14 protein-coding genes are annotated in these 14,564 nt (G+C 72.1%); 7 read left to right on the top strand and 7 right to left on the bottom strand.

Annotation, left to right across the window (positions count from 1 at the left end; all coding sequences use genetic code 11):
- Positions 1 to 373 precede the first annotated feature (373 nt).
- The 3 genes from ACH4FH_RS11190 to ACH4FH_RS11180 all read left to right on the top strand — a co-directional run bounded on the left by ACH4FH_RS11190 (position 374) and on the right by ACH4FH_RS11180 (position 1,922).
- Positions 374 to 874, top strand: a complete 501-nt coding sequence (locus ACH4FH_RS11190) for a MarR family winged helix-turn-helix transcriptional regulator (RefSeq protein ID WP_398555501.1) — start codon at positions 374 to 376, stop codon at positions 872 to 874.
- A 251-nt stretch (positions 875 to 1,125) separates the two neighbouring features.
- Positions 1,126 to 1,677: a sigma factor-like helix-turn-helix DNA-binding protein gene (locus ACH4FH_RS11185; RefSeq protein WP_398555500.1), complete on the top strand. Its 552-nt coding sequence runs from the start codon at positions 1,126 to 1,128 to the stop codon at positions 1,675 to 1,677.
- A complete protein-coding gene (locus ACH4FH_RS11180) occupies positions 1,674 to 1,922 on the top strand; it encodes a hypothetical protein (RefSeq protein ID WP_398555499.1) in 249 nt (82 codons plus the stop codon). The genes ACH4FH_RS11185 and ACH4FH_RS11180 overlap by 4 nt, the downstream gene beginning before the upstream one ends.
- A 141-nt stretch (positions 1,923 to 2,063) precedes the next feature.
- Here ACH4FH_RS11180 and ACH4FH_RS11175 read toward each other — a convergent pair whose 3' ends face one another.
- The gene (locus ACH4FH_RS11175; protein ID WP_398555498.1) at positions 2,064 to 3,224 is read right to left on the bottom strand and encodes a cystathionine gamma-synthase; all 1,161 of its coding nucleotides are present in this window, start codon (positions 3,222 to 3,224) and stop codon (positions 2,064 to 2,066) included.
- 172 nt (positions 3,225 to 3,396) lie between these two features.
- Between ACH4FH_RS11175 and ACH4FH_RS11170 the strand changes: the two genes are divergently transcribed.
- From ACH4FH_RS11170 to ACH4FH_RS11160, 3 genes are all read left to right on the top strand, one after another.
- Positions 3,397 to 4,560 carry a hypothetical protein gene (locus ACH4FH_RS11170; RefSeq protein ID WP_398555497.1) on the top strand — a complete coding sequence of 388 codons (1,164 nt, stop codon included), beginning with the start codon at positions 3,397 to 3,399 and terminating at the stop codon, positions 4,558 to 4,560.
- Positions 4,561 to 4,655: 95 nt separating this feature from the next.
- The gene (gene msrA / locus ACH4FH_RS11165; protein WP_398555496.1) at positions 4,656 to 5,321 is read left to right on the top strand and encodes a peptide-methionine (S)-S-oxide reductase MsrA; all 666 of its coding nucleotides are present in this window, start codon (positions 4,656 to 4,658) and stop codon (positions 5,319 to 5,321) included.
- Complete coding sequence (locus ACH4FH_RS11160; protein WP_398555495.1) at positions 5,318 to 5,911, top strand: hypothetical protein; 594 nt, start codon at positions 5,318 to 5,320, stop codon at positions 5,909 to 5,911. The genes msrA and ACH4FH_RS11160 overlap by 4 nt, the downstream gene beginning before the upstream one ends.
- Positions 5,912 to 5,959: 48 nt before the next feature.
- Here ACH4FH_RS11160 and ACH4FH_RS11155 read toward each other — a convergent pair whose 3' ends face one another.
- The 5 genes from ACH4FH_RS11155 to ACH4FH_RS11135 all read right to left on the bottom strand — a co-directional run bounded on the left by ACH4FH_RS11155 (position 5,960) and on the right by ACH4FH_RS11135 (position 12,201).
- Complete coding sequence (locus ACH4FH_RS11155; protein WP_398555494.1) at positions 5,960 to 7,207, bottom strand: hypothetical protein; 1,248 nt, start codon at positions 7,205 to 7,207, stop codon at positions 5,960 to 5,962.
- A 181-nt stretch (positions 7,208 to 7,388) separates the two neighbouring features.
- Positions 7,389 to 8,594, bottom strand: a complete 1,206-nt coding sequence (locus ACH4FH_RS11150) for a DUF2786 domain-containing protein (protein WP_398555648.1) — start codon at positions 8,592 to 8,594, stop codon at positions 7,389 to 7,391.
- A gap of 376 nt (positions 8,595 to 8,970) precedes the next feature.
- Positions 8,971 to 10,161 (bottom strand): GNAT family N-acetyltransferase, encoded by a 1,191-nt coding sequence (locus ACH4FH_RS11145; RefSeq protein WP_398555493.1) that lies wholly within the window; start codon positions 10,159 to 10,161, stop codon positions 8,971 to 8,973.
- Between the two features lie 119 nt (positions 10,162 to 10,280).
- The gene (locus ACH4FH_RS11140) at positions 10,281 to 11,555 is read right to left on the bottom strand and encodes an Ig-like domain-containing protein (protein WP_398555492.1); all 1,275 of its coding nucleotides are present in this window, start codon (positions 11,553 to 11,555) and stop codon (positions 10,281 to 10,283) included.
- 307 nt (positions 11,556 to 11,862) lie between these two features.
- On the bottom strand, positions 11,863 to 12,201 hold the full coding sequence (locus ACH4FH_RS11135; protein WP_398555491.1) for a hypothetical protein: 339 nt from the start codon (positions 12,199 to 12,201) through the stop codon (positions 11,863 to 11,865).
- 108 nt (positions 12,202 to 12,309) lie between these two features.
- Here ACH4FH_RS11135 and ACH4FH_RS11130 point away from each other — a divergent pair, with 108 nt between their 5' ends.
- Positions 12,310 to 12,675, top strand: coding sequence for a hypothetical protein (locus ACH4FH_RS11130; protein ID WP_398555490.1), 366 nt, complete (start codon positions 12,310 to 12,312; stop codon positions 12,673 to 12,675).
- Between the two features lie 223 nt (positions 12,676 to 12,898).
- On the opposite strand, the gene hutH is transcribed toward ACH4FH_RS11130, so the two are convergent.
- Positions 12,899 to 14,443, bottom strand: a complete 1,545-nt coding sequence (hutH, locus tag ACH4FH_RS11125; RefSeq protein ID WP_398555489.1) for a histidine ammonia-lyase — start codon at positions 14,441 to 14,443, stop codon at positions 12,899 to 12,901.
- Positions 14,444 to 14,564: the final 121 nt, after the last annotated feature.

Here is a 14,564-nt window from a genome sequence, read left to right as displayed (position 1 = left end):
GGCCCGTCGGCCGGTGCGGCGCCGGCGGGTCGCGGGGAGTCGGCGGGCTCGTGCGGTGTGCGCGACGTGTGATCGGCCATGCCGCCAGTCTCGCAGTTCGTCCCGATCCCGGCCTTTCCGACCGGATGGCGGACCCCTCGGCGAAACGCCGTGGCGAAACCCCCTCGGACCTGCGGCGGAGCGGGAAGCGGAGCAAGAGCAGGCAGGGGCCAGGTCGACGGAACGGACGGTTCCGCCATCCCGGGCGAATACGGTGGCGGTCTCGGGCACCTCACGGTGCGTTATCGGATTCGACAGCGTCGGTACGGTCCGCGCCGGGTCCGCGTACTCTGTCCTCCAATCCGTACGCATCCCATGAAGCGAGCTCCCGGCCATGCCCACCTCTTCGGACATGACGACCCACACCGACCCCGCTCTTCTCGACGCGCTGCAGCACCAAGTCGCCGTCTTCGCCCGCCGCGCGGAACAGAGCCGGCTCGGCGGTGTCGGCCAGGCGCGCAATTCCATGGACCGCGCCGCCTACCTGCTGCTCAACCGCCTGGACCAGGAAGGCCCGATGGGCGTCAAGGCTCTGGCCGCCGGCATGGGCATCGACTCCTCTACGGTCACCCGGCAGGTCGCCCCGCTGGTCGACTCCGGGCTGGTCAGCCGCGCCACGCACCCCGAGGACGGCCGGGCCGTGGTGCTCCAGCTGTCCGACCGCGGCCGCTCCCGCCTCGAAGAAGTACGTGCCTCGCGCCGCGCGCTCATGGCGCTGGTGACGGAGGAATGGTCCGAGGAGGAACGCGACGCGTTCTGCACCCTCCTGACCCGCTTCAACTCCTCCCTCGCCACGATCACCACGCCACTGACACCGGCCGGCCCGAACTCCTGACCCCGGGCGGAGACAGGGATTGCGGCTGAAGCCCCGGCCGCCCCGGTCCCTCGGAGCCGCACGCCGGCCCTCGGGCCCCACGCGGACAACCTCCCCCGCGCACCCCGGCCCCGGCCAACTGACGCCCGCCCGCACGAGCCCCCCTTAAGCCCCCTCCCCGCCCTCCTCCCCTTCCTGTCGCGCCCCTTGACCGGGTGGCCGCGCTGCCGTGCTATTGGAGCCAGGGGCGGTCCGTGAGCCGGGGAGGCAGGGTGCGAGAGCGGCGGTGGGCTCAGGAGCAGCGGCGGGCTCAGGAGCGCCGCCGCGCCCGGGAGTTCGAGTCGTTCGTGGCGGGCGCCGGCGGCCGCCTGCTGCACGCCGCCACGCTGCTGACCGGAGAGCCGGATTCCCGTCCGGCACCGGCCGCCGAGGAATTGCTCATCTGCGCGCTGTCGCGGACGTACGCCGACTGGGACCAGCTGCGCGGCGAGGATCCCTACGAGCGCGCCCGCCGGGAGTTGGCCACCCATTTCGCGCGCACCGCCTGGCGGCACCGCAGACCTCGCGGCGGTCTGCTGGACCGGCTGCCGCCACGGGAACGGCTGGTCCTTGTCCTGCGCCTCTACGAGGACGTGCCCGAGGAGCAGACCGCGGCCCAACTCGGCCTGCCCGCAGAGCGGGTCCACACCCTCTGCCTGCACGCCGTCGCCGAGATGCGCAGCCGCCGCCCGAAGACGGCACCGGCCGACGACGCCACCTCCGCCGGACCCGGGGCCCGCCCCACGACCCCCTCGACCGGCCCCGCACAATCCACGGCCCCATGAGCCTGCCGGACCGCAAGGAGACCGAGGTACGGCGGATGCTGGCAGGGCCACATCCGCTCGTACCGCCCGACCTGGCCGCACGGGCCCTCACCCGCGGCGGCCGTCTGCTTGCGCACCGCAAGCTGCTGCGCCGCGCCTGCTGGCTGCTCGGGCTCCTCGCCCTGGCGGCCGTACTGGTCTGGGCCGTCAACCAGCCGTGGCTGCCGCCGCCCACCCGCACCACCCCTCCTGTGGACGGATGGTGAACCCTGAACCAGCCCCCGAGGCGGGTGATTCCTGCCCCGCGCCGGGGATGAACCGGGGCCGGCCCCTACCCCCGAGAGGGTGAACCGAGGCCGGCCCCTGCTCCGGAGGCGGCGGGAGAAGGGCCCGCCGCCCCGGGCCCGTCAGCCCAACGCCTGCTTGAGGTCGGCCAGCAGGTCGTCCACGGACTCGATGCCGACGGAGAGGCGCACCAGGTCGGCGGGGACCTCCAGCGCGGAGCCGGCCGTCGAGGCGTGCGTCATCCGCCCCGGGTGCTCGATGAGCGATTCGACGCCGCCCAGCGACTCACCGAGGGTGAACAGCTGCGCCCGGTTGCAGACATCCACGGCCGCCTGCTCACCACCCTCGACCTGGAACGACACCATGCCGCCGAAGGAACGCATCTGCTTGGCGGCGGTCTCGTGGCCCGGGTGTTCGGCGAGCCCGGGGTAGTAGACGCGGGTCACCTTCCCGTGCGAGGTCAGCAGCTCGGCGACGCGGGCCGCGTTGGCGCTGTGCCGGTCCATGCGGACGGCCAGCGTCTTGAGGCCGCGCATCACCAGCCAGGCGTCGAACGGCCCGGCGATCGCACCCATCGCGTTCTGGTGGTAGGCGAGTTCGTCACCGAGGGTTTCGTCGTTGACGACCAGGGCACCGCCGACCACGTCCGAGTGGCCGCCCATGTACTTGGTCGTGGAGTAGACCACCACGTCCGCGCCGAGGGCGAGCGGCTGCTGGAGGTAGGGGCTGGCGAAGGTGTTGTCGACGACGAGACGCGCGCCGGCGTCCCGGGCGACCGCGGCCAGCGCGGCGATGTCGCTGATGCCGAGCAGCGGGTTGCTGGGAGTCTCCACCCAGATCGCCTTCGTCCGGGGCCGGAGCGCCGCGCGTACGGCCTCCGGGTCGGCGGTGTCGGCCACCGACCACTCCACGCCCCACCGCTCGACGACCTTCGCGAACAGGCGGAACGTTCCGCCATAGGCGTCATTGGGGATGACGACATGGTCACCCGGGGTCAGCAGGGTCCGCAGCAAGCAGTCCTCCGCGGCGAGGCCGGAGGCGAAGGCGAGACCGCGCCGGCCGCCGTCCAGGGCGGCGAGGTTCTCCTCCAGGGCGGTACGGGTGGGGTTGGCGCTGCGGCTGTACTCGTATCCGCCGCGCAGCCCGCCGACACCGTCCTGCTTGTAGGTAGAGACCTGGTAGATGGGCGGCACCACCGCGCCGGTGGCCTCGTCGGGCTCCTGGCCTGCGTGGATGGCGAGGGTTTCGAAGTGTTGGTGGCGCTGCTCGCGCTGATTGCTCATGCCTGCCGAGGGTAGTCGGCCGCACAGCCGAACTTTCCGGAACTTTCTGGTTCGCTGGATAGTGGATACATACGGGGGAACCGCACACCGGTTCGCGCCACCCCCGACCACGAAAACCACCCGCTCCATCGCACCACCAACACCACCGCCCCCTCCGACCGGGACACACCACATGGACGCTCTGCTCGTTCTCTTCGCCGCCCTCGCGATCGGCGGTGTCGTCTTCCTCCCCTGGATGCGACGCCGACGGGCGGTCCAGCACGTCCGGCAGGGCATGGTGGTGGCCTCCGACCCGATGGCGGCCTACGGCTTCGTGCCGCTCGACGAGCTGGACGTACGCCTGCCGGGACCCGACCAGGAGCTCGACGACGCTTTGGCCGAAATGCGCCGTACGCACGACTGGCGCCCCGCGGCCGAGCTGCTGAAGTCCACCGGCGACGACTGGGAGCGCCGCTGGCAGCGGGTCCAGACGCTCGCCGGTGCCGCCGCGTTCGAACTCGCCCAGGAGGCGGCGGGGCAGGAGCGGCACGGCGGCCCCGGGGCGACGGCCGAGGGCGGCCGCGTGGGCGGCATCTGGCTGCGGACCTGGCGCTCGGAGGCACCCAAGGACCCCGGCGGCGCCCAGACGCACGCACAGTTCCTCGTCGTCCAGGCACTGCGGGACCCCGGCTCCCAGGACTTCCGCATGATCCTGGAGGAGGCCCGTACGGTCTGCCGGGAGGCGGCGCTGCTCGCGCCCGGAAGCCCGATCCCGTACATCACGGAGCTGGCCGTCGCCCGTGGCCTGGGCGACCGCCGTGCCGACTACGAAGAGCTGTGGTCCAAGGTCGTCCAGCGCGCCCCGCACCACATGGGCGCGCATCTCGCCGCCCTCCCCTACTGGTCGGAGAAGTGGCACGGCTCCCGCAAGGAGGCCGACGCCTTCACCGAGCGGGCGGCCGCCGGGGCCCCGGCCAGGAGCCTGCTGCCGGCGCTGCCGCTCTTCGCGGTCTACGACCATCTCCCCGAGGCCAACATGGTCCGCAGCCTCTACCAGAGCGCGGTGGTCGAGCGCGCCATAGAAGGCGCCCACTACGCGCTGCGCGAGGCCCCCGCCGACCACCCGATGACGCCCCACGTGCGCCACCTGCTCGTCTGGTTCCTGGTCCGCGCCGAGCGCTACCCCGAGGCCATGGAGCAGCTTCGCCTGGTCGACGGCCACGTCGGCGCCGTCCCGTGGTCCTACGGCCGCAGCCCCGCCGCGGAGTACGCCGCCTACCGCGCCCTGGCCATCGCCGGCTGGGAGCAGCTGGGCGGCACGTCCGCGGACTTCCCGCCCCCCGGCCACACCTCCTAGGGGCCGGTCGGCGGCCCCTGCCGGAATGCGGCACCCGGCACGGGCGTTGACCGGGTAGCCCGGCTTCCCTCTCGTCCTCCTGGAGCCTGATCCTGATGCTGTTCTCCCGCTTCAAGACCCACCTCCCCACCCCCGAGGAAGCGCTGAAGGGCCGCGCGGAACGCGACTTCACCGTCCCCGACCGGCACACCGTCCTCGGCAACCCGCTGCTCGGCCCGTATCCGGAGGGCCTGGAGATCGCCGACTTCGGCCTGGGCTGCTTCTGGGGCGCGGAGCGGAAGTTCTGGCAGACCGACGGCGTCTGGACCACCCTCGTCGGCTACCAGGGCGGCCACACCCCGAACCCCTCCTACGAAGAGGTCTGCAGCGGCCACACCGGCCACACCGAGGCCGTCCGCGTCGTCTTCGACCCCGCCGTCGTCCCGTACACCGCACTCCTGAAGCTCTTCTGGGAGTCGCACGACCCGACCCAGGGCTTCCGCCAGGGCAACGACGTCGGCACCCAGTACCGCTCGGCGATCTACACCCACTCCCCCACCCAGCAGCAGGCCGCCGAAGCCTCCCGCGACGCCTACCGCACCGTCCTGCACTCCTCCGGCTACGCCGACATCACCACCGAAATCCTCCCCACCGACCCCCGCCCCTTCTACCCGGCCGAGGGCTACCACCAGCAGTACCTCGACAAGAACCCGGCGGGGTACTGCGGGATCGGAGGGACGGGGGTGAGCTGCCCGGTGGGGGTGGCTCCGGCTGACGGATGAGCCTCCATCTCGACCGCGAGCATCTCTCCACACTGTGGCAGCGTCAGTGGCCCATGGGACCGCCCATCGCCCATGAGCTACGCGCTGCCTACAGCGATCGCTGGGTGGGCTTCCACAACCTCCCCGGCTCGAAGCGCTACCCGGAGACCGAGGACGAGTTCGCCGTGGCCCTGGACCGGAACAACACGGTCCTGGAAGAGCTTTTCGCCGGCACCGACGTGTACGTGGTGACCACGGCCTGGTCCAGTGAACCAAACGGCCCGCAGCGCCCCACGCGACGACGCGAGGTGCACGCTGACGGCTCCCTCTGGATGACCATCGCCAACGAAGCCGATCCCGACCCCGAGTTCCACACGTACACACACCTCTACGCCGACCGCCGCCCCTGGCAACGAGGCAGCGTCGACGAAATCCTCCGGGAAGTCGCACACGACGTACTCAGCGGCGTGATCATCACCGACGCCGAGCTCCAACGCATCCACCACCCTTATGACGGCGGAGCGGACGTCATTGTGACGACTCCCGATGAGCGCGACGGAGTCCGGACCCGTCATACGAACTGGCTCTCGCCCTATCCGACCGGCCTGTGAGCCTGGCGTGCCGTCGTAGTGCCGCTCCGTGCCGTCGTCGATCCGTCGTCAGTACGCCCAAGTCTTCGGGCGGCCGCCCTTGGTGAGGCCGGACTGTTCGGCGAGGGTGTCGAGGGCGTCGTTCGCCGGTGTGGTGCGGCGGTTCTTGGCGGCCTTCTTCGCGGCGGCCTTTTTGGGGTGGGTGTGGACGACTCGTGTCGGCCGGTTGCCGCCGGCCTCCGAGACCGCTCCGCCGTACCGCAGGTCTCCGGCGAACCAGTATCGGTCCGCGTTCGGGAACGCCTTCCGCAGCGGGAGGGATTTGAGGCGGACCTCGTGGCCTTTCGCCGGGCGGAGGATGACGAGGCTCAGGCGGTTGTCGGGCTCGCCGGCGCACTCCTGCCAGGGGTATGTCCGCAGGGTCTGCCCCAGGCGCCGGGCGCCTCCCACGGCGACGGCCGCGCTCAGGACGGTGAACGGTGAGAGGACCATGAGCATGCCCGCGGCGGGGACCAGTGGATCGGGGTCGTCCACCAGGCCGATCGCTGAGAAAAAGACCGCGAGCGCGCCGAGTTGGCCGTACAGGGCACAGCGGCGGCGCAGCAGGGTGCGCCGGAAGCCGACTGCCGTCTCGGGGTGATGCATGGCCACTTTTTCCCCGCCGTGTACGGGGAGCGGCCCGCGCTCCAGGGTGTCGTCCGGGACGCGTACCCGGGCGCCCACGGCGAGGGCACGTCGACGTGCTTCCTCACTCAGTGGGCCGCTGTAGGCGGGGATCCCGCGGTCCAGCGCTGCGGGCGGCAGCACAGTGGCCATCCGGCGGGGGCCGGGAAGGGCGACGACGCCCATGTAGCGCGGGTCGCCCGCGAACCACACCTCGTCCGGAGATGCGTCCGGAATGGCGTCAGGAAGCGCGCTGGGGAGCAGGAGTTGGATCTCCTTGCCGGGGGCATCGGGGTGGGGAAGCGCCAGCTTGTGCGGACCCGCGGCATCGCGTTGCACCGCAGCGGACATCTGCTGCCACGGGTACGTCCGCAGGATCCTTCGCCGGAGCAGGGCGGAGCGTGTCGACACGGCGGCCCGGGCGAAGCACAGTGACAGAGCCATCGACACCATCCACAGGGCGGGGAACCCCCAGCTAAGGATCGAGCCGGGGAGCGCGCCGAGGCCGCAGAACGCTGCCACAGCGAGGAGCGACAGCACGCCGCTGAGAGCGGAGTTGACGAGGACGTCGCGTCTGCTCGTACGGTGAGTGGCCGGATGTTCGTGGGCAGTCGCATACGTCGCGGCGGCGGCATCCATCCGGCATGTACTCACGAAGTCCCCCTCATTTCAGCCGACTCGGGCGCCCACGGCGAGCGCTCACCCCAGCATCCTGTCTCACGCCCTTGCACCGCCGCGACCTGCGCCGGACGGCCGCATCCGGTCGACTGACGAGTCGCAGCCGACGTGTACACGTGGAGGGGCTCGCCACACCCCACACAGGCGTTGCCGTCGCTCAGGCCCTGCCGTCGTTCAGCCGGGCCCGGTCCGCGGCCGCTGTGCCCTGGTGCCAGCCGTCCGCGTCGCGTACGCCGCGTAGTCGGACCGGGGCGGTGTCGGGGAAGAGGGCGCCGGTGGTCTCCTCGACGGCCAGTTCGCGGGCGGCGAGGACCGGGAGAAGGTCGGGTGCGGTGGTGGCCGACTCGGCGGTGGCGGCTGCCGTGGCGGCGGCGGTGGCCGCCGACAGACGCTCGCGGATGCGGTCGGCGTACGCGACGAGGAAAGTCTGGCGGAAGTCGCGGGTACGGCGGGAGCGCCCGCGGGCGTGGTGGTCGTCGCCCGCGCGGTTCATCGCGGCGGTGGCCTGGAGCAGCAGCGAGGTGTAGAGCAGTTCGGCCGAGTCCAGGTCGGGCGCGAAGCCGATGACGGTGGAGAAGCCGACGTCGGCGGCCCAGACGGCCTGGCAGCGGTTGGCGGCGGCGACGGCGTCCAGCAGCAGGGCCTTGGCCTGTTCGTACGGGCCCTCGATGCCGATACGGACCGCCGAAGGGCCGCCGGCCGCGCCCCCGGGGGAGGCTGCGCTGTCGAGGAGGGCCTCGTCGATGCTGTGCCGGGCCATCAGCTCCTGGGCCTTGGCGGACAGCGCCTCGGCCTCCTCCGCGAAGGTGGTCGCCTCCGCCTTGGCGAGCAGCCCGCGGATCCGTCCGAGGGCGCGCGACGCGGCCGCGCCACCGCTCTCCCTGACCTGCGTCGGAGCCGGGGCCGGTAGCGGGGTGATCCTGGGCAGCCTGGCCAGGAGGCGGAGCGCCGCCAGGACGTCGTACGCGGTCTCGAAGCGGGATTTCTTGCGGCGGCGGGCCAACGCGTCGAGGTAGTCGTGGTCGGAGCCCCACCAGACGACCGCGTCGAGCCTGCTCAGCTGTTCGCGGCGGCGGGTGCCCGGTGAGGGCCCGGCAGGCGCGCGGGCCGCCTCGGCCCCGATGGCGTCCACGACGAGCGCCACGAGCGTCACGTCGGACGCCTCACGCCGCACGATGCGCTCCAGGTCGGCGGGCTCCCAGCCACCCGCCCAGCACTGCGCCACACCCGCCACGGCGGCCGACACCACCGCGGCGCTCACCGCCTCCCAGCCGGCCGGGGCCGCGGCCAGCATCGAGGCGCCCGCCTCGATGGCGTCCTCGGCGGACTCGCCGTCCGGCGCGTAGCGGACACTGCCGAGCACGTTGGCGACCAGTTCCTCGACTGCCGTCGGCTGCCCGCCCCGGCCCTTCTTCCCGCGCTCCGTCACCCGTTCACTGTACGGAGGCGGAGGCGGAGGCGGCCGGCCGGTGGGAGGCCCGGGGCGGCGGATGGGAGGGCTCGGGGTGGGGCGGGGTGCGGCGGGGTGGTCGCCGGTGCGGGCGGGCCGGGCACGGGCGGACCGAGGCGGCGCGGGCGGACCGGCAGGGTCGGACCGGCCCGGGCGGCCCCGCGCCGGCACAAACCACACACCGCACCCCGCGCCCCGCGCCCCGGAGCAACGAGGGCCCCGACCCGCCCGACCGCCAACCGATCCCAACCGCCGCCAACCACCCCCCACCGCCGCCCGGCAACCCGCCTCAAAGCCGGACTTGGTAGACCCCCATCCGGTCCTCCGGCCGGTAGCCGAGTGCCGCGTTGACCGCCCGCATCGGCCGGTTCTCGTCCGCGACCGTCGTCATGATCTCCCGTACGCCGGGCCATTGCCCGCGGAGGTATTCCAGCATCCGGAGCTTGACCGCCCGCCCCAGGCCGTGCCCGCGGTGGCCAGGGATGACAACGGTGTCGTACTGCAGCGCGCGGACGGACTGCGGTGTGGGCAGGACGAGTTCGGTGTACCCGGCGACGGCGCCGTCCGCCTCGGCGACCGCCGCGACGGTCAGCATCACACCGCCGCGGTCCAGGACGACCCGAGCCGCGGCCCGCACCCGTTCGGCGTCCCATGGATCGTGCTGCTCGTCGAGATCACCGGTCGGCGCGTCCTCCATGGCGTCGTGGGCGCGGGCGTGCGCGACGGCGTGGACGTCGGGGACCACACCGCTCCACACCGCGAAGCGATAGCCGTCAGGAGCCGTCACGGGCTCCCGCGGTTCGCCCGCGCGGGCAGCAGGCGTCGCTGGAGCCGTTGGAACGGCAGGAGCCGCAGGAACCGCATGCCCAGCAGGCCCAGCACCCCCCACCGCACCGGCCCGACCCTCCTCCACAGCGACCTCACCCACCTCGGATGCCCCCGCCACCTCCTGCACGTACGCCACCAACGGCAGGGCGCACTCCGCCCCCTGCGCGACGGCGAACTTCTCGCCCGCGCCGCCCCGTTGGACCAGTGTGCCCACCGACGTCCGGCCCTCCGCGGCGAGGACGGCGCACACCTCCGCCCACAGCGCACGGCCCACCCCGCGGCCGCGGTGGGCGGGGTGGACCGTAAGGGTGTCGAGGAAGGCGTTGCCGGCGTTCTCCTCCGTGTCGAAGAGGCGGAGGAGGGCGACTCCCGCGTGGTCCCCGGAGTCGCCGGGGGCCGGCAGGGCGAAGGCGACGGTGCGGCTGCGCGGGGAGGGGACCCGCAGCCGGCCGGCCTCGGTGGCCCGTTCGGGGGCGGGGGTGCTCGGCCGGTCATGCCGGTGGGCGGCGGCGAGCACCGCATGCCAGGCGTCGACGTCCATCTCCGCCGCAGCTATGGGGCCCACGAGATCGCCGCGAGCGCCGCGATCTCCGAGGCCGCCGAGGGCACCGGGGCCCGCTCCGGCCGGTTGATCTCCGGGAAGCTTGTTCATGCGGCGCACCGTACGCAGCGACGACGCCTGGTGCGCCGCATTTATCGGCATCACCAGGCGTCGGTCACTGTGCGTCATGCTTTTCGGCTCTTACCGGCCAACCGGCCGGCCGGGTTCCGTCAGTTGGTGCCCTGCGACTGCACCGCGCTGCCGGCGACCCACTGCGACCAGTCCATGTTCCAGCCGTTGAGGCCGTTGTCCGGCTTGATGGTCTTGTCCGGGGAGTTGACGACGTTGACGATGTCACCGAGCTGCGAGTGGTTGAAGAACCATCCGCCGTCCGTGGCGGAGTCATCCGCGCCCTTGACGTCCTCCATGCCGATGCAGCCGTGGCTGGTGTTGGCCTTGCCGAAGATGCCCTTGCCCCAGTAATTGCCGTGGATGAAGGTGCCGGACGCCGACAGGCGCATGGCGTGCGGGACATCGGGGATGTCGTACTCGCCCTTGCCGTCCTTCTTCTTGAAGCCGACCGTGGAGCCGTCCATCCGGGTCTGCTTGAACATCTCCGAGATGACCATCTGACCGTTGTAGGTCGCGTTCTCATCGCCGCCGGCCGATATCGGGATGGTCTTGATGGTCTCGCCGTCGCGGACCACGGTCATCTCGTGCGCCTTGGTGTCGACGGTGCTGACCTGCGAGTGGCCGACGTCGAAGCTGACGGTCTTGTTCTGGATGCCCTTGACGCCGGGCGACGCCTCTACGTCGTCCAGGTCGAGGTCCATGGTGACCTTGGAGTTCGCCTTCCAGTACTCCTGGGGGCGGAAGTCCAGGCGGGTGTCGTCGAACCAGTGCCCGACGACCTTCTGGTTGCTGCTCGACGCGACCTTGATCGCGGACTCGACGGCCTTCTTGTTCTTCACCGGTTTGTCGAAGTTGAGCGACACCGGCATGCCGACGCCGACGGTCGAGCCGTCCTCCGGGGTGAAGTTCCCGATGAAGCTGTTGCCCGAGGAGACCGTGGCGAAGGTGGAGTTCTCCACCGCCTTGCGCTTCTTGGAGTCCACCGCGTGCGCCGTGACCTTGTACTTCGTCGCACGGGACAGCGGGGCGTCGGGCTTCCAGGAGGAACCGTCGGCGGACATGGTGCCCTCGACGGTCTTGTCGGATTCGACGGCGGTCATGGTGACGTCGGTGAGCTTTCCGCCACTGGCGGTCACCTTGGCGTCACCGTTGATGCCGGCGTTGGCCGTGCCGTCCTCCGGCGAAATCTTGATCTTGGCCTTCGAGGCGTCCTTCGCGGCCGCCGCATCCACCTGCTGGGACGTGTCGTGCCGGGCTTCGCCGCCACCGCTCCCCCCACTGCCCCCGCCGTCACCACACGCCGAGAGCGTGAGAGCGCCCCCGACCAGCACGGCGGTGGCTATGAGGCCTTTGCGGCGCTTACTGTCCGTCATTACACACATCTCCATCGTTACGATCCTCAACTCCCCCGAGTTGACGACTGGACGCAGGCATTCCGGCCGACGTCTTATGAACGTCTTTTCCGTTTCGCCCGTTCCATGCATGTGAGAGGTGTGGGGAAGGACACCCTGCCGCGAACGTGGGCGACCCCCGCACGGCGGGGAGCCGCACAGGGGTCGTGAACAGGGATTTTGTCGCTCTCAGCGGGGTTGTCGGGCACCGGGGAGTGCGCGAGAAGCGGGCTCCGGGGGACGTGGGCTGCGGAATTTCCGGGCCCGCGGTCCCGGATCGCCGGGTCGGTCAGGCCCCCTCTGCCGCGTCATCGGCGAGATCCCACTCCGCCGCGTCCCACTCGGCATCCGGGTCGTAGTCGGTCAGTTCCTCGCTGCTCCAGGACGCCTGCGCGAGTTCGGTGCCCGGTACGGCGTTGACCAGGTCGAACGGGTCGACGAGATGTGCCAGCGCCTCCGCCGGGTCCCCCTTGACCGTCTCCAGGGCCTGCCCGCGCTCCTCCTCCGGCAGGGCGGGATCGCCGCCGATGTGGTCGATGGCCGCGCCGGTCAGCTCGCCGGCGTCGGTGATCTCCAGGACCAGCTCGACATGAAGCCGTACAAAACGTGATGCCTCACCATTGCTCATACCACGGAGCGTAAGCATGTCCGGGTCCCGACTTCCCCGCGACCCGCGGCGGTCACTAACATCTGCGGTCACCGGCCAATTCGCCGAACCCACAAGGGGGATCGCTCCGTGACCGCACGTCGACCACTACTGACCGCCGCTGCCGCGGGATCGGTGTTGTTCGCCCTGTGGTTCGTACCGTCCGCGAACGCGATAGTCGGCGAGGACGGGGTGACGCATTCCCGCCTGCGAGCGGCGGAGGAGCGGGCGGCGTCCGAGGGCGCTGACCTCGCCGGCGCCGCCGCGCAGCAGGCCGGCAGCCGGTCCGTGACGACGCGGTCGGCCGCGGCCGACGCGGCCGCCGCACCCCAGCACCTGCTGGCCGACACGGGCAGCCCGGACACCACGCCCTACGTGATCGGCGGCGTCGCCTGCCTCGCCCTCGGCGCCGGCCTGGTCAGCTACTCCGTCCACCGCACCCGCGGACTCGCCTGAGCGAGCGGGCCCACCACCGTCCGCGCAGCGGCGGCAGCGGCGGCAGCGGCGGCAGCGGCGGCAGCGGCAGCGGCAGCGGCAGCGGCAGCGGACGGAAACGTCGCACAGCACCGCCGACCGGCAGCCGCGCCTCCATAAGACCGCGGGCCGAGCGCACCGCACCCGGCCCGCATCAGGCCCGCGCCCGCCGGACAGAGCCCGCCCCGTCAGGCCCCAGGCCCTGTCAGGCCAGTTCGCCCGTGACCGTCTCCACGGCCTCGACCAGCTTCCCGGCCCGCACGAACGCGTACGCGCCCTCCAGGTCCGGCGCCAGGAAGCGGTCCTCACCCGGCCCCTGGATGCCCGCGGCGCGGACGGCGTCCAGCACCGCACGGGTGGCGGGGGCCGGCGTCAGCCCCGCACGCATCTCGACGGCGCGCGTCGCCGCGTAGAGCTCGACGGCGATGATCCGGGTCAGGTTGTCGACCGCGGTGCGCAGCTTGCGGGCGGCCGACCAGCCCATCGAGACATGGTCCTCCTGCATGGCGGAGGACGGAATGGAGTCCACCGACGCGGGCGCGGCGAGCCGCTTCAGCTCGCTGACCAGCGCGGCCTGCGTGTACTGGGCGATCATCAGGCCCGAGTCGACGCCCGGGTCGCCGGCCAGGAAGGCGGGCAGCCCGTGCGAACGGTTCTTGTCCAGCAGGCGGTCCGTACGGCGCTCCGCGATGGAGCCGAGGTCGGCCGCCGCGATGGCGAGGAAGTCCAGGACGTAGGCGACCGGCGCGCCGTGGAAGTTGCCGTTGGACTCGACGCGGCCGTCCGGCAGCACCACCGGGTTGTCGACGGCGGCGGCCAGCTCGCGGTCGGCGACGAGCCGGGCGTGGTCGAGGGTGTCCCGGCCGGCGCCCGCGACCTGCGGTGCGCAGCGGATGGAGTAGGCGTCCTGGACGCGCGGCGCGTCGTCCTGGTGGTGGCCGGTGAAGCCCGAACCGGCCAGCACCTTCAGCATGTTGGCGGCCGAGGTGGCCTGGCCGGGATGCGGGCGGATGGCGTGCAGCTCGGGCGCGAGGACCTTGTCCGTGCCCAGCAGCGCCTCCAGCGAGAGGGCCGCGGTGATGTCCGCGGAGGTGAAGAGCCGGGCGAGGTCGGCGCAGGCCATCACGAGCATGCCGAGCATGCCGTCGGTGCCGTTGAGGAGCGCCAGGCCCTCCTTCTCGCGCAGCTCGACGGGCTCGATGCCGTGGGCGGCCAGCAGCTCACCGGCCGGCCGTACGACGCCGTCGGGGCCCTCGGCGTCGCCCTCGCCCATCAGCGCCAGCGCGCAGTGCGACAGCGGCGCGAGGTCTCCGGAGCAGCCCAGCGAGCCGTATTCGTGCACCACCGGGGTGATGCCGGCGTTGAGCATGGCCGTCATCGTCTCGACGACGAGCGGGCGGACGCCGGTCCGCCCGGAGGCCAGGGTCTTCAGACGCAGGAACATCAGCGCGCGCACGACCTCGCGCTCCACCCGGGGGCCCATACCGGCCGCGTGCGAGCGGACGATGTTGCGCTGGAGCTGGGCGCGCAGTTCGGGGCTGATGTGCCGTACGGCCAGCGCGCCGAAGCCGGTGGAGACGCCGTAGACGGGGTCCGGCTTGGCGGCGAGGTCGTCGATGAAGGCGCGGGAGGTGGCGACGGCCGCGAGGGTCTCCTCGGACAGCTCGATCCGGGCGGCGCCGCGGGCCACCGCGATGACGTCCTGTGCGGTCGTGCCGGACGTCCCGAGCACCACAGTGTGCATATCCATATTCAGGCACCCTAGAGACTGAATCGCCGGATGTCACCACCGGATTTGGGGATCACCCCTTACCCGCCCGGTGACCTGCGAAAATCCCGCGCCGACGGAACCGGGAACGGCCCCCCACAAG

Source organism: Streptomyces sp. NPDC017993 (assembly GCF_044328065.1).
Taxonomy (GTDB): Bacteria; Actinomycetota; Actinomycetes; order Streptomycetales; family Streptomycetaceae; genus Streptomyces.
Note: the sequence above shows the minus strand (reverse complement) of the source record. Positions and strands in the feature narration are given on the sequence as shown.

What these genes read in the sequence shown, in the direction of transcription:
- hutH (WP_398555489.1), bottom strand. Translation starts at nt 14,443, where the DNA reads ATGGATATGCACACTGTGGTGCTCGGGACGTCCGGCACGACCGCACAG.
- ACH4FH_RS11135 (WP_398555491.1), bottom strand. Translation starts at nt 12,201, where the DNA reads ATGAGCAATGGTGAGGCATCACGTTTTGTACGGCTTCATGTCGAGCTG.
- ACH4FH_RS11145 (WP_398555493.1), bottom strand. Translation starts at nt 10,161, where the DNA reads ATGAACAAGCTTCCCGGAGATCAACCGGCCGGAGCGGGCCCCGGTGCC.
- ACH4FH_RS11190 (WP_398555501.1), top strand. Translation starts at nt 374, where the DNA reads ATGCCCACCTCTTCGGACATGACGACCCACACCGACCCCGCTCTTCTC.
- ACH4FH_RS11180 (WP_398555499.1), top strand. Translation starts at nt 1,674, where the DNA reads ATGAGCCTGCCGGACCGCAAGGAGACCGAGGTACGGCGGATGCTGGCA.
- ACH4FH_RS11140 (WP_398555492.1), bottom strand. Translation starts at nt 11,555, where the DNA reads ATGACGGACAGTAAGCGCCGCAAAGGCCTCATAGCCACCGCCGTGCTG.
- ACH4FH_RS11175 (WP_398555498.1), bottom strand. Translation starts at nt 3,224, where the DNA reads ATGAGCAATCAGCGCGAGCAGCGCCACCAACACTTCGAAACCCTCGCC.
- ACH4FH_RS11160 (WP_398555495.1), top strand. Translation starts at nt 5,318, where the DNA reads ATGAGCCTCCATCTCGACCGCGAGCATCTCTCCACACTGTGGCAGCGT.
- ACH4FH_RS11170 (WP_398555497.1), top strand. Translation starts at nt 3,397, where the DNA reads ATGGACGCTCTGCTCGTTCTCTTCGCCGCCCTCGCGATCGGCGGTGTC.
- msrA (WP_398555496.1), top strand. Translation starts at nt 4,656, where the DNA reads ATGCTGTTCTCCCGCTTCAAGACCCACCTCCCCACCCCCGAGGAAGCG.